The organism is Carnobacterium jeotgali MS3, from assembly GCF_000745125.1.
Classification (GTDB): Bacteria; Bacillota; Bacilli; order Lactobacillales; family Carnobacteriaceae; genus Carnobacterium_B; species Carnobacterium_B jeotgali.
Window position 1 is genome coordinate 157,668 of sequence record NZ_JQNF01000005.1, and the last position, 12,403, is coordinate 170,070.

A 12,403-nucleotide genomic window follows, 5' to 3' on the forward strand; every position below is an offset into this window, starting at 1 on the left:
AATAGATGACTAAGAAGAACTCACTATTATAAAAGAGTAGTGAGTTCTTTTTTTCTGATAATAAAGGAACGTATGTGCCCTTGTGAAAAAGGGTCTTGTATGGAAGGAGATGAATGATTCTAATGGTAAAATTTATTCATGCAGCTGATTTGCACTTGGATAGTCCTTTTATTGGCTTGAAGAACTTGCCTGATTATATATGGAGCGCTATTTATTTATCGACATTTTCAGCCTTAACTAAAATAGTGGACCGTGCAATTCAAAATAATGTAGACTTTGTCTGTCTAGTTGGAGATATTTACGATAACGATGAAAGAAGCGTCAAAGCTCAAGCCTATTTACGAAATGAAATGGAGCGATTAAATAAATTCAACATACCTGTTTATCTATTACATGGCAATCACGATTACATAGAAAACACTGGGTTGCATTTAGATATGCCTGAGAATGTTATTTTATTTGATGAAACGGTCGAAACGAAATGGCTAAAGACCAAAGAAAACGAACAAATTGCTCTTACCGGTTTTAGTTATGACAAAAGATGGGTTCTTGAAAGGAAAATTACAAATTATCCAGAAAGAAACCCTCGCGCAACGTATCATATAGGCATGTTGCATGGCTTCTCAGAAGGGTTAGAGTCAGAACATGGACATTATGCGCCGTTTACGATGGCTGAGTTAAGAAGCAAAAAATACGATTATTGGGCGTTAGGTCATATTCACAAAAGACAGCACTTAGCTGAAAATCCACCAATTGTCTATCCTGGAAATACTCAAGGAAGAAGTAGCAAAGAGAGTGGAGATAAAGGGTTTGAATTAGTAACTATCACTGAATCAGGTGTAACAACTGAGTTTTGTTCCACTGCAGTTATTCAATGGAAAACAATTGAACTCTCTGTTAAAGAAATGAAGAATTTAGATACTGTATATAAAGCTTTGAAAACGGCTATAGAAGAACAACAAAATGAGTCGTACAGTCTCTTTCTTTCAATCCGTTTGACAGATAATGAGCATTTACTTGACGGAGTTATAAAAAAAATTAAGCAAGGCGAATTAGTGGAAGCTTTACAGCAAATTCCGAAAACAGACACGTTTGTCTGGGTTCACAAGATAGAGTTGCAGACGGTAGCTGAGAATCATATACCGGCTATCCAAAAGCTTTTTCCAAATGAATGGACTAAAATATTACACGAAATTGAGATGGAAAATTTATTTAATGAAACTACAAATACACTTTTTGATTTTCCTGGAATAGACGATGTTGTAGAAACACGTGAAGAACAGTACCGGAAAAAAATTGTACTAGATGCCAAAGAGATGGTCCGTAATCAACTAGGATTTGAAAGAAGTGATGACCTTGAAGATTGAATCAATTGAAATATATGGCTATGGAAAATGGGTAGACCATAAAATCGATCATATAACTAATTTGCAACTATTCTATGGAGAAAATGAAGCCGGAAAAACAACAATCATGTCCTTTATTCATAGTATCCTTTTTGGTTTTCCCTCTAAGTTAAGTTCCGAATTAAGATATGAACCTAAGAGCAGTAGTCAATATGGGGGCAGACTCTTTTTAACGGGTACACAGTATGGCGATGTTCAAATTGAACGTGTAAGAGGAAAAGCAAACGGAAATGTGACGGTAACTTTTGCCAATGGCGATACAGGTGGAGAAGAATGGCTTGAAAAAATTCTATCTGGACTTGACAAGACGACCTATCAAGCTTTATTTTCTTTTAATTTAGCTGGACTACAAAAAGTACAGCAATTAAATCGCGAAAAATTGAACCGTTATTTTTTGAGTGTAGGAACAATTGGGAATGAGCAATTATTAAAGGTTGCGGATAAATTACAAATAGAAGCAAGCAAATTATTTAAGCCTAATGGAAGAGTAACGGTCATCAATAAAAAAATGGCAGAGGTTGAAACTAAAAGAAAACAATTGAAAGTAGCTAAAGAAAAAAATAACCAGTATATGGATTGGCTGCTTGGAAAAGGTAACTTAGAAAAAGAGTTAGTTAGCTTAAGGGAACAACGAACTCATTACGAAGATAAAGTGATTAAGTTAAACCAATTGGAAGCTAACTGGGTACTGTTTAGCGAAATGCAAGATATCCAGCATCAAATAGAGAAAGAACAACTTGTCGAACTGCCTAAAGATGGATTGTATCAACTGAACCATTATAACCAAGAAATAAATCAACTAAAATTAACGATTAGTCAACAGCAAGAAAAAATGAATTACCTTAATGATAAAACTGAAGAGACACGATTACTGAAAGTTTTTAACGAACACAGAGCTGAGATTACTCAACTGATTGATCAGTTAGATGATATTCAAGCAATCTTACAAGAGACAGCATTTGTTAAAGAAACGCTCTTATCAACGCAAGTTCAATTATCACGTGAAAAGCAACATTTAGGACTCTTGGAGCAAGAAAATATACCAGCTGTAATGACTGTAGATTGTCGAAATAAAATAACTAAATTACAAGATAAAAAGAATCAAATAGATTTAGAATTAGCTCAATTAACTGAACGTATAGCATTTTTAAATTTTCAGCAGGAATCATTAGGAGATCAACTTGATAAGTTAGAAAAACGATTATGGGATAATCAAACGTATCAAGAAGTAGAAAATCAGCTAGAAAAAAGTAATCTTAACCAACGTGCGGATACTAAGGTAGCAAAGAAAATAAAAAAAGCACCAAGTAAAGGGACCATTATCAGTTTGATGGGAGGATTATTGATAAGTGTTTTAGGTCAATACCTTTCGAATGAAATTGGATGGGTTCTCATGATTGCTGGTTTTGGATTAATTGTCTACAGTTTGTGGTCAATCGTTAAGAACAATAAGGCTACGAATAAAAGAGAAGAAATCAAGGAATCTACGTACTCGTTTGAAGAATATATTCAACAAACGGAAATCCGAAAACAATGGAGAGAAAAACTTGCAGAAATTGATCAAGTGATTCTTGAATTAAATGAGAAAAGTGATCAAATTGAAGAAGCTAAGAGCCAAAATGTTGAATGGGAAAAAGAATTTCGGTTATTTAAACAGGAATATGGTTACCCTTCTCATTATTTAATAAACGAATTAATCCAAGAAACGGATATGTTTGAAGGGATAAGGGAAAAAACAGTTCATACTAATGAAATACAAGAGCACTTAATCAATTTGGAAAGAAAAATCGTATCATGGAAAGAAAAAATCAATTATTTGGAGCCAATTATTTTTGTTGATTGGACTAATAATGAACAATTAGTTGAGGCGATAAAACATTTTTTCAAGGAAGCGACAGCTGATGAAGAAAAAATCAAAGATTTTACAAAGCAGCAACAAGAAATAGACCAACGGATTGAACAGCTCATTAGGCAACAAAAAGAGTACGAGCAAAAGCGTTTACGTCTGCTCCATTCTGTTAAAGTAAAAACGGAAGATGAGTTTCGTAAGAAATATGTACTGGATGAAGAATTAGCAAGAAAAAGAGCTCGACTGAATTTATTAGAACAGCAAGTTGGTGAGTACAGTGCACTGCTTGAAACGTACCGAGATAAAGCAGCATTATTAGAAAGTATTCAGGAAATAAAAATAAAACTGCAAAACTTGAAACAAGTAATTGAAGGTAAACTAAACAAAAAAATTGCAATAGAAGTTTCACTTAAAAACTTAGAAGTCGGTGGAGAATATTCTGAGTTGCTACAAGAATATGCAAATTTAAAAAGTGAAACACAAATTTTGGTTGATGAATGGGCCACATATAAGATTGCGGCTGAACTTATTGAACGAACATTAACAGAAGCTAGAAAAGACCGTTTTCCAGCAACTATTCGAGATACGACCTATTTCTTTACTATTTTGACACAAGGGAATTATCAAAAAGTCTTTTTAAAGGACCAGACGATTACTGTTCAACGTAAAGACGGTACTTTATTTGAAGCTTTTGAACTCTCTCAAGCGACAGCTGAACAACTTTATGTTGCTTTACGCTTTTCATTTGTGAAAAATGCGAGCGATCTAATCCAACTGCCTTTATTAGTTGATGATGGATTTGTGAATTTTGACAACCAACGAAAAAATGAGATGTATCAGCTATTACAGAAAATTAGTGAAGATATGCAAGTGTTTTATTTTACATTTGATGAATCTGTAACAGATGTTTTTCGAAAAGAGCAGATAGAAATGTTATAATAAAGAAAAGTTAGTTATAGAAAGAGGGAGTCAAATGGAAAAGAAATTATTTGAGTACACTAATGATGAAACCTTCGATATTTATTTATTAATTAAATCAGCCGATATCCGAGTTGCGAAGAATGGTAAAAAATTCATTGCTTTTACATTTCAAGACACAAGTGGTCAAATGGATGGCAAATACTGGGATGCATCAGAAGAAGATATTGCGGCTTTCACTGCTGGAAAAGTTGTAAAGGTTTCAGGGAAAAGAGAACTTTACCAAGGAAATCCTCAAATCAAACTATTTAAAATTGCTGTAACAAAATCAGGCGATCCAGATAATGCAGATTTATATGTCGAAAGAGCACCATTAAAAAAAGAAGATATGATGGAAGAAATAAATGATACTATATTTGAAATTACAAATGCTAATATGAATCGTATTGTGCGTTATTTATTAAATCATTATCAAAAACCATTCTTTCAACATCCAGCAGCCAAACGTTTTCACCATGCTTTTACTGGTGGTTTAGCTTTTCATACCATCTCAATGTTAAGAATTGCAAAGACATTAGCAGCTCAATACAAAGATATTAATAAACCTTTACTTTATGCAGGAATTATTTTGCATGATATGGGTAAAATCATTGAACTTTCTGGTCCTATTTCTACTGAATATACTTTGGAAGGGAATCTTTTAGGTCATATTGTGATAGTAGATGAAGAAATTACTAAAGCTTGTATTGCACTAAAAATTGATGAGAAAAGTGAAGATGTGCTCCTTTTAAAACATATGGTTCTGGCTCATCATGGTCAACTTGATTATGGTTCGCCAGTTCGACCAAAATTAAGAGAAGCTGAAATTTTATTTATGATCGATAATTTAGATGCAACGATTAATATGTTGAACACGGCGTTAGATAGAACCGAACCAGGTTCGTTTACAGAGAGAATTTTTGGATTAGATAATCGAACGTTCTATAATCCTAATGAACCAGAAAAAACGAGTGAAAATAAATAAAGTAAAAGAGCGCTAGGGCAATTGTCCTAGCGCTCTTTTACTTTATTGAGATTTTTTATTCGTGTACTGGATTATTCAGCAGAAGAGTCTGTAGCAGCAGATTCTTCAGTAGCAGAATCAGTAGCAGCGGGTTTTTCAGTAGTAGATTCTTTCACGGCTGATTCTTCAGTAGCAGAATCTTTAGCGGATGAATCTTTTTCAGTTCCCAAGTAAGCATCCATTGCATTAGATAAGTCTTTATCCTCAATGATGATGTTAGCATCTTTCATAATTCCGGACATAACTTTTTGAATATAAGCACTATCAGCTAACTTAGTTTGTAATAATTGGTCTTTGATTGTATCTGTTTCTTCTTTTAATGTTCCTTTTTCAGGTTTATCAATCATTTTAATGATGTGGAAACCATATTCTGTAGCAACTGGTTCAGTTGTCATTTCGCCTTCTTTTAGAGCATATGCTGCTTCTTCAAATTCAGGGACCATTTCACCAGATGAGAATGTAACTTCTCCGCCATTAGCTGCAGTAGCAGTATCTGCAGAATTTTCTTTAGCAAGTTTTGCAAAATCAGCACCATCATTTAATTGAGCGATAAGGTCTTTTGCTTTTGCTTCATCTTCTACAAGAATGTGAGCTGCTTTAACAGAAGGCACATATGCGTCATAAGCAGTTTGAATTTCTTCTTTAGTAAATTTAGTTTTATCTTTTACTGCTGCTTCAATTAAAAGATTTAAACGAATGGTGTCTTTATATTTTTCAGGGGTATAACCTTGTTGCAACATAAGGTATTCAAAAGCTTCAGCTCCACCCATAGAAGTTTCTTCAGTAGTGTATTGTTTATCTACTACTTTATCGGTAACTTTATCTCCGTATAAATCAGTTAAAACATCTTCAATGATTAATTGTTGCAACATGCTTGATCCAACAGTATCTTTCATTTCAGCATAAAACTCTTCTTCTGTAATTTTTCCTGCAGTTGAAGAGGCAACAGTGCTATCAGAACAACCTGCAATTGTAAATCCTGCTAAGATAGTAGCTGTAGCTAGTAATAATTTTTTCATTTCTTAACACATCCATTTCTTTTATTTTGCTGTAAATAAATATTTCGTAATCACAGATATAAATATACCATACTCATTTGTATAAAAAAAACTAAAATCCCATTATTTGGCTTAAAGTCAATTAAAAATCACAAAAAAAACACAAACTGATGGAATTGCGAATGATGTTCAGTTTTTACTGGTAAAGCAGATTCCCTTTTTGTTGAAGATAAAAAAAGAGAGGTTGGGACAATTGCCCAATCTCTCTTAAAATAATAGAATAAAACGACATTATTTCATGCTTTGAGTCAAATCTTCCATATCAGCTGTTAATTTTTCAGTATGTTCTTGAATACGGCGTAAACGAGGCTCGGCCTCAAATGAAAATTCATCAACCGATTCTTTCACATCTTGTGTAAATTCTTCAGCTAAGTTTTTTCCTTCATTTGTTAATTGAGCAATTGCCCCTTTTAAATCATTGACACTTTTTGAAACATCATTAACCAGTAAAGTAGTATCATCAACATAAGATTTTAGTGCAACTCTATTTTCTTTACCTGTACGTGGAGACTTAAGTAGTCCATATATTCCTCCCGCAGCAGCACCTAAAAATAAGCCGTTCATAAAGTGATTAGACATTAATATCCCTCCAATTTGCTTTTTATTGTTAACGCGATACTATCTAATTCTTCAGGTGTATAGTTCTCGGAATGGTCTCCGAAATGAATTGAAAAATCATCTTGCTCATCGTATCGTGGCAAGATATGTATATGTGAATGGAAAACAGATTGATAAGCTAGTGTACCATTATTATTTATAATATTCATACCTTTAATTGCAGGATTGGATTGCTTGATTGCTTTTGCAATTGTTGGTATTTTACTGGCAACTGTAGCTGCTAAAATCTCATCTAATTCAAAAATATCGGCTACATGCTTTTTCGGGATTACTAATGTGTGACCAGGTGTAACTTGTGTAAGGTCTAAAAATGCTAATATATCGTCATCCTCATAAACTTTTCTACTGGGTATTTCATTATTTATAATTTTACAAAAAATACAATCTGCCATTTAGTATCCTTCTTTCTACTATAAAATCTTTGTATATAAGGTAATGATAATAGAGAAATAGGTTCTCTTATCTAATAAATGTATCATAAAAGCTAAAGAAAGTGAAACGGTAACACATGAAAAGAGAAAAGATTCTCATTCGTTCTTATGGTACAATAACTACATTAACTTGTGCAGAAGGGACTAAAAAAACTATGAGTTTAACAGTATCACATGTTACAGGAGGCTATAGCCAAATACCTGTATTAAAAGATGTATCTTTTGAAGTAGGAGATGGAAAATTAATTGGATTGATTGGTTTAAATGGGGCAGGAAAAAGTACGACTATAAAACATATTATTGGTCTTTTACAATCTCAAAAAGGGGAAATCAGTATTGATGGTTTGACCTTAAAGGAAGATAAAGAAACCTATCGGAAAAAATTTGGTTTCATTCCTGAAACTCCGGTTTTATATGAAGAATTAACCTTAAAAGAACATATTGAAATTACAGCAATGGCCTATGATATCCCAATTGAGATTGCTTTAGAGCGCGCTAATAAACTATTAAAAACATTTAGGTTAGAAAATAAATTAGAATGGTTTCCGGCTAATTTTTCTAAAGGAATGAAGCAAAAAGTTATGATTCTTTGCGCTTTTTTAGTAGAACCAAGTTTGTACATTATAGATGAACCTTTCTTAGGTTTAGACCCACTAGGCATTAATGCACTTTTGGAATTAATGGAAGAGATGAAAAAACAAGGTGCTTCAATTTTAATGTCCACGCATATATTAGCAACAGCTGAAAGACAATGTGATGGGTTTGTCTTATTACATGATGGCAAAGTAAAAGCTGAAGGAACATTAGAAGATTTACGAAGAACTTTTAACATGCCTAATGCAACATTGGACGAATTGTATATCCAATTAACAAAAGAAGAGGATAGTAAATGATGATAGAAATATGGAAGCAACGAGTTAAGCTGCATCAAAAGAAAATGATGAAGTACTCAAAGTATATATTCAATGATCATTTTGTAATTGTTTGTTTATTTTTAGTCGGTGCTATGGGGTATGCCTACTCAAATTATTTGAAAACAATCACTTCTTATGACGTGAAAGGCCAATTGATAGGAGTTGTTGTTTTTACAGCTACATTAGGTATTGGAAAGTTAGGAACACTTGTTCAGCCAGCTGATGCAGTGTTCCTCTTGCCTAAAGAAAAAGCTATGGCAGAATATTTTAAACAAGCAAAATGGAGAAGTCTATGGTTACCTATTTTTGCTATTGTGTTAATTATTGGTGCAATAATGCCTTTATTAGTTGCTATGTCTGGATTTGCTTTTTCAGATATGATCTATTTTATGGTGATATTAATCATTTTGAAAGAAGTAGATCTCAACGTACAAATGCTAAATTTGAAAATAAAAGAATCTAAAGAATGGGTTAAAATACAAATTATCTTATTTAGTATTTTCTTCATTGTTAATATTCTTGCTCTATTTATCAGTCCAATTGTTGGACTAGTAGCTGCTATCATTTTAACGATAAGTTACCGCTTATTACTTAATCGTAAAAATGATTATCAAACTTATCAATGGGAAAAGATGATAAAAGATGAATCGAATAGAATGAAGCGGATTTATCAGTTTATAAATTTGTTTACCGATATTCCTGCACTAAAAGGTTCTGTTAAAAGAAGAGGCTATTTAGATGCTTTTTTGAAACCGATACAAAAAAACAACAGCAATGCTTTTTACTATCTATACGCTAGAGCATTTCTAAGAGGTACTGAGTACAGCGGTTTATATGTTCGATTGTTGGTTATCGCTATGTTGCTTAGTGGCTTAGGCAATTCCTTTATGTTAAGTGCCTTTTTAACAATTGTATTTCTCTATTTAACAGGTTTTCAACTTTTACCGCTTTATTTTCATTTTGATAACTTATCGTTGAATGTTCTATACCCTATAAAGCAAGATGATAAACTTCAGTCTCTTAAAAAAGTATTATTGGCATTACTGTTTGTTGAAGGTTTATTGATTACTGTTGTATCTGCTGTTCACTTGTCCATTATAGAAGTACTGGTTCTATTGACAATCAGTGTAACCTTCAACTTAGGCTTTTGCCAGTTCTATTTACCTCATCGACTAGATAGAATGATTAAATTACAGAGATAATTGAGAAAGTAAACTTATTTTTTAAATTAAAAATGCACAGTTCATTTTTTTTTGGTATGATAGAAAAAATTATTCTATTTTTAGAAAGAGGTTAAGAAATGAAAGTTATTTGGAATAATGAAATTGTTGAACGTAGTGAAGTTAAAATTGATATGGAAGATAGGGGTTACCAATTTGCAGATGGGATCTATGATGTTGTAAGAGCTTATAATGGCAAGTTTTTTACTTTAGATGAACATGTAGATCGTCTATTTTCTAGTGCTGAAAAAATTGAATTGATTTTACCTTTTACAAAAGAGGAATTGAAACAACTGTTAAGTAAATTGATTCAGGTAAATGAAATCGATACGGGTAATGTTTATATGCAATTAACTAGAGGTATTGGGATTCCAAGAAATCATTCCTATCCTGATCCTGAATTAGTTCCGCCAGTTTTTACAGCTACAACAACACTTGTTCCGCGTGATCAAATAAAAATGGATCAAGGCATGTCTGCTATTATCGTACCTGACTTACGATGGTTAAGATGTGACATTAAGTCGACCAGTTTGCTTGGTAATATTATGGCTAAACACGAAGCACATAAAAAAGGCGGAGACGAAGCAATTCTTCATCGTGATGGTGTGGTTACGGAATGTTCTTCTTCAAATGTATGGATGATCAAAAATGATGTAATTTATACTCATCCAGATGGAAATCTTGTTTTACCGGGTATTACTAAGCTAATGTTGTTAAAAGTTGCTCGAAAAGCAGGAATACCTGTTAAAGAAGAAGCGTTTACTCTTGAAAATCTAAAAGAAGCAGATGAAGTGTTTGCATCTAGTACGACTATGGAAGCTATGCCGATAACCTTTATAGACGGCAATCCCGTAGGACAAGGGAAACGAGGCTCAGGAGTCGAAAGGTTGCAACAATTGTATGTAGATGCTGTAGAAGAAGTATGTGGAAAGATAAGATAACCAATCAAAATTAAGAAGGTCAGCCAAATAATTTGTTTGGCTGCTTTTTTTTGAGAAAAATTATCGTAGAAAAAATCTGAAAATAAAAAGAAAACGTAATAAATTGCATGAATGAACTCGTATAGCAACTTTTTATAAATCCAAAGTAAGTGTATTTGTAGAAAAAGAACGTATATACGCTTGACGTAGAAAGAAAATCTATTTAAAATAGAAAGAGAACAGAAAGATAGATGTCTTTTGTGATATCTGTCCTTTTTTTGTCTAAAGTTGCAGGTAAACTAAATAAGATTTAGTACTATTGGTTTTACGGGTTGGAATTTTTTGCTATTCGAATAAGATTATTCTCACCCGTTTTGCTTTTCATGTCTGTATAGAAATGTTTCAGAATATAAAGCAAGGAATGATTTGGTATGGATTTTGAAATAGATTCTGGATGGAAGTTACATCCCGTTGGTGGTGACACTGGTCAAGCGTATATGGGTACAAGGGCGGAAGAAAAGCTTTTTTTAAAGCGAAATTCTTCACCTTTTTTAGCTGCATTATCTGTTGAAGGAATTACTCCAAGGTTAATGTGGACAAAACGTATTGGTAATGGTGATGTCCTGACGGCACAAGAATGGTTAAATGGAAGAGCTCTTACAAAAAAAGAAATGTCTTCACCAGAGGTAGCAAAACTGATTAGTCGAATACATAATTTTGCAACATTAAGAAGAATGCTTGCTCGTGTAGGCGGCGAAGTTGTTACACCTGAACAGTTAATTCAAAAATATGAAGAAAAATTATCATTAGATTTAAAAAATCATCCTTTATTATCACTTATTATTAAAAAATTAAAAGCTGAAGTAGCATTAATGAGCACAGTTGAAGCCAAAGTTTGTCATGGAGATATTTATCGCAAAAACTGGCTTTTATCAGATGAAAATCGACTTTATCTAGTTGATTGGGATTCTGCTATGTTATGTGATCCGGCTATGGATGTCAGTATGTTACTCTGTCAGTATGTCCCTGAAGATCATTGGGTAGATTGGCTAGAACATTACGACACAGAAATAACTGAAGAGTTAAAAAACCGTATTATGTGGTACGCTCTAATGAACTATTTAATTCAAACAAAACAACACCATAAGGAAACACGATTCCATGAAATGAATAAAGATATCATTATGTTACAAAGTCTTTATCAAGGGAAAAATTATTTTTTTTAACAAAAAATGAAGAATAATAAGTGTCAGTATTTATTCAAATCCTCTTCCTGTTTTTGAAGAGGATTTTTCTATGTCAAACGGAAAAAAATTAGGTAATAATAAATAGAATGGAGAATATAAATATGCGTTTAAGAAATAAACCAAATGCACCGCAAAAAATTGCTGAGTTTCCTCAGTATATACCTGAACAACCAGATAATTGGGTAGGAAAATGGCAAGAAAGATTTGGCAATGACCATCCTATTCATATTGAAGTAGGTACGGGTAAAGGGCGTTTTGTTACTGAAATGGCCAAACTACATCCAGAAATTAATTATATTGGTATTGAACTTCAAATGAGTGTAATTGTTGTGGCTTTAGACAGATTGATTGAAGAAAAATTGCCAAATCTACAGTTGTTACACGTCAACGGAGGCTCAGTAACACAATATTTTGCAGAAGGAGAAGTTGCTCAAGTTTACTTGAATTTTTCTGATCCGTGGCCGAAAACACGTCATGAAAAAAGACGGTTAACATACAAGAGCTTTTTAGAAAGTTATGAAAAAATTCTAGTATCTGAAGGTGAAATTCATTTCAAAACAGATAACCAGGGATTATTCGAATATTCTTTAGCTAGTTTCTCAAAATATGGGATGATACTTGACCAAGTTTGGCTAAATTTACATGAAAGTGATTTTGAAGGAAATGTTATGACTGAGTATGAAGAGAAATTTTCTTCTCGAGGTAGCCGCATTTATCGTGTAGTTGCAAAATTTCCTAAGAAAGAAGTTAAATAGAAAT

11 protein-coding genes are annotated in these 12,403 nt (G+C 32.9%); 8 read left to right on the top strand and 3 right to left on the bottom strand.

Annotated elements, in window-relative coordinates; genetic code table 11:
• Positions 1-113 precede the first annotated feature (113 nt).
• Genes BP18_RS03280 through BP18_RS03290 form a run of 3 tightly spaced genes read left to right on the top strand, consistent with a single transcriptional unit; the run spans position 114 to position 5,197 of the window.
• Positions 114-1,367, top strand: coding sequence for a metallophosphoesterase family protein (locus tag BP18_RS03280; protein WP_231549429.1), 1,254 nt, complete (start codon positions 114-116; stop codon positions 1,365-1,367).
• Positions 1,351-4,194, top strand: a complete 2,844-nt coding sequence (locus BP18_RS03285; RefSeq protein ID WP_007723629.1) for an ATP-binding protein — start codon at positions 1,351-1,353, stop codon at positions 4,192-4,194. Before BP18_RS03280 ends, BP18_RS03285 begins: the two co-directional genes overlap by 17 nt.
• Before the next feature lie 34 nt (positions 4,195-4,228).
• On the top strand, positions 4,229-5,197 hold the full coding sequence (locus BP18_RS03290) for a 3'-5' exoribonuclease YhaM family protein (RefSeq protein ID WP_007723624.1): 969 nt from the start codon (positions 4,229-4,231) through the stop codon (positions 5,195-5,197).
• A gap of 71 nt (positions 5,198-5,268) precedes the next feature.
• Here BP18_RS03290 and BP18_RS03295 read toward each other — a convergent pair whose 3' ends face one another.
• The 3 genes from BP18_RS03295 to BP18_RS03305 all read right to left on the bottom strand — a co-directional run bounded on the left by BP18_RS03295 (position 5,269) and on the right by BP18_RS03305 (position 7,304).
• Entirely contained in the window at positions 5,269-6,255 is a 987-nt protein-coding gene (locus BP18_RS03295; RefSeq protein ID WP_029278005.1) for a peptidylprolyl isomerase, read from the bottom strand.
• Positions 6,256-6,525: 270 nt separating this feature from the next.
• Positions 6,526-6,873 (bottom strand): YtxH domain-containing protein, encoded by a 348-nt coding sequence (locus tag BP18_RS03300; RefSeq protein WP_007723622.1) that lies wholly within the window; start codon positions 6,871-6,873, stop codon positions 6,526-6,528.
• The gene (locus tag BP18_RS03305; RefSeq protein WP_007723621.1) at positions 6,873-7,304 is read right to left on the bottom strand and encodes an HIT family protein; all 432 of its coding nucleotides are present in this window, start codon (positions 7,302-7,304) and stop codon (positions 6,873-6,875) included. The genes BP18_RS03300 and BP18_RS03305 overlap by 1 nt, the downstream gene beginning before the upstream one ends.
• Before the next feature lie 194 nt (positions 7,305-7,498).
• Between BP18_RS03305 and BP18_RS03310 the strand changes: the two genes are divergently transcribed.
• The 5 genes from BP18_RS03310 to trmB all read left to right on the top strand — a co-directional run bounded on the left by BP18_RS03310 (position 7,499) and on the right by trmB (position 12,399).
• Positions 7,499-8,236: an ABC transporter ATP-binding protein gene (locus BP18_RS03310; RefSeq protein WP_007723620.1), complete on the top strand. Its 738-nt coding sequence runs from the start codon at positions 7,499-7,501 to the stop codon at positions 8,234-8,236.
• Positions 8,233-9,459, top strand: a complete 1,227-nt coding sequence (locus BP18_RS03315) for an ABC transporter permease (RefSeq protein WP_029278003.1) — start codon at positions 8,233-8,235, stop codon at positions 9,457-9,459. Before BP18_RS03310 ends, BP18_RS03315 begins: the two co-directional genes overlap by 4 nt.
• 98 nt (positions 9,460-9,557) lie before the next feature.
• Positions 9,558-10,418 carry a D-amino-acid transaminase gene (gene dat, locus BP18_RS03320; RefSeq protein WP_007723617.1) on the top strand — a complete coding sequence of 287 codons (861 nt, stop codon included), beginning with the start codon at positions 9,558-9,560 and terminating at the stop codon, positions 10,416-10,418.
• 410 nt (positions 10,419-10,828) lie between these two features.
• The gene (locus BP18_RS03325) at positions 10,829-11,623 is read left to right on the top strand and encodes a phosphotransferase family protein (RefSeq protein ID WP_029278001.1); all 795 of its coding nucleotides are present in this window, start codon (positions 10,829-10,831) and stop codon (positions 11,621-11,623) included.
• A 122-nt stretch (positions 11,624-11,745) separates the two neighbouring features.
• A complete protein-coding gene (gene trmB / locus BP18_RS03330; protein ID WP_007723613.1) occupies positions 11,746-12,399 on the top strand; it encodes a tRNA (guanosine(46)-N7)-methyltransferase TrmB in 654 nt (217 codons plus the stop codon).
• The last annotated feature ends 4 nt before the right edge of the window (positions 12,400-12,403 follow it).

Excerpts from the sequence above, each read along its gene's own strand:
- BP18_RS03280 (WP_231549429.1), top strand. The coding sequence starts at position 114 with ATGATTCTAATGGTAAAATTTATTCATGCAGCTGATTTGCACTTGGAT.
- BP18_RS03285 (WP_007723629.1), top strand. The coding sequence starts at position 1,351 with ATGACCTTGAAGATTGAATCAATTGAAATATATGGCTATGGAAAATGG.
- BP18_RS03290 (WP_007723624.1), top strand. The coding sequence starts at position 4,229 with ATGGAAAAGAAATTATTTGAGTACACTAATGATGAAACCTTCGATATT.
- BP18_RS03295 (WP_029278005.1), bottom strand. The coding sequence starts at position 6,255 with ATGAAAAAATTATTACTAGCTACAGCTACTATCTTAGCAGGATTTACA.
- BP18_RS03300 (WP_007723622.1), bottom strand. The coding sequence starts at position 6,873 with ATGTCTAATCACTTTATGAACGGCTTATTTTTAGGTGCTGCTGCGGGA.
- BP18_RS03305 (WP_007723621.1), bottom strand. The coding sequence starts at position 7,304 with ATGGCAGATTGTATTTTTTGTAAAATTATAAATAATGAAATACCCAGT.
- BP18_RS03310 (WP_007723620.1), top strand. The coding sequence starts at position 7,499 with ATGAGTTTAACAGTATCACATGTTACAGGAGGCTATAGCCAAATACCT.
- BP18_RS03315 (WP_029278003.1), top strand. The coding sequence starts at position 8,233 with ATGATGATAGAAATATGGAAGCAACGAGTTAAGCTGCATCAAAAGAAA.
- dat (WP_007723617.1), top strand. The coding sequence starts at position 9,558 with ATGAAAGTTATTTGGAATAATGAAATTGTTGAACGTAGTGAAGTTAAA.
- BP18_RS03325 (WP_029278001.1), top strand. The coding sequence starts at position 10,829 with ATGGATTTTGAAATAGATTCTGGATGGAAGTTACATCCCGTTGGTGGT.
- trmB (WP_007723613.1), top strand. The coding sequence starts at position 11,746 with ATGCGTTTAAGAAATAAACCAAATGCACCGCAAAAAATTGCTGAGTTT.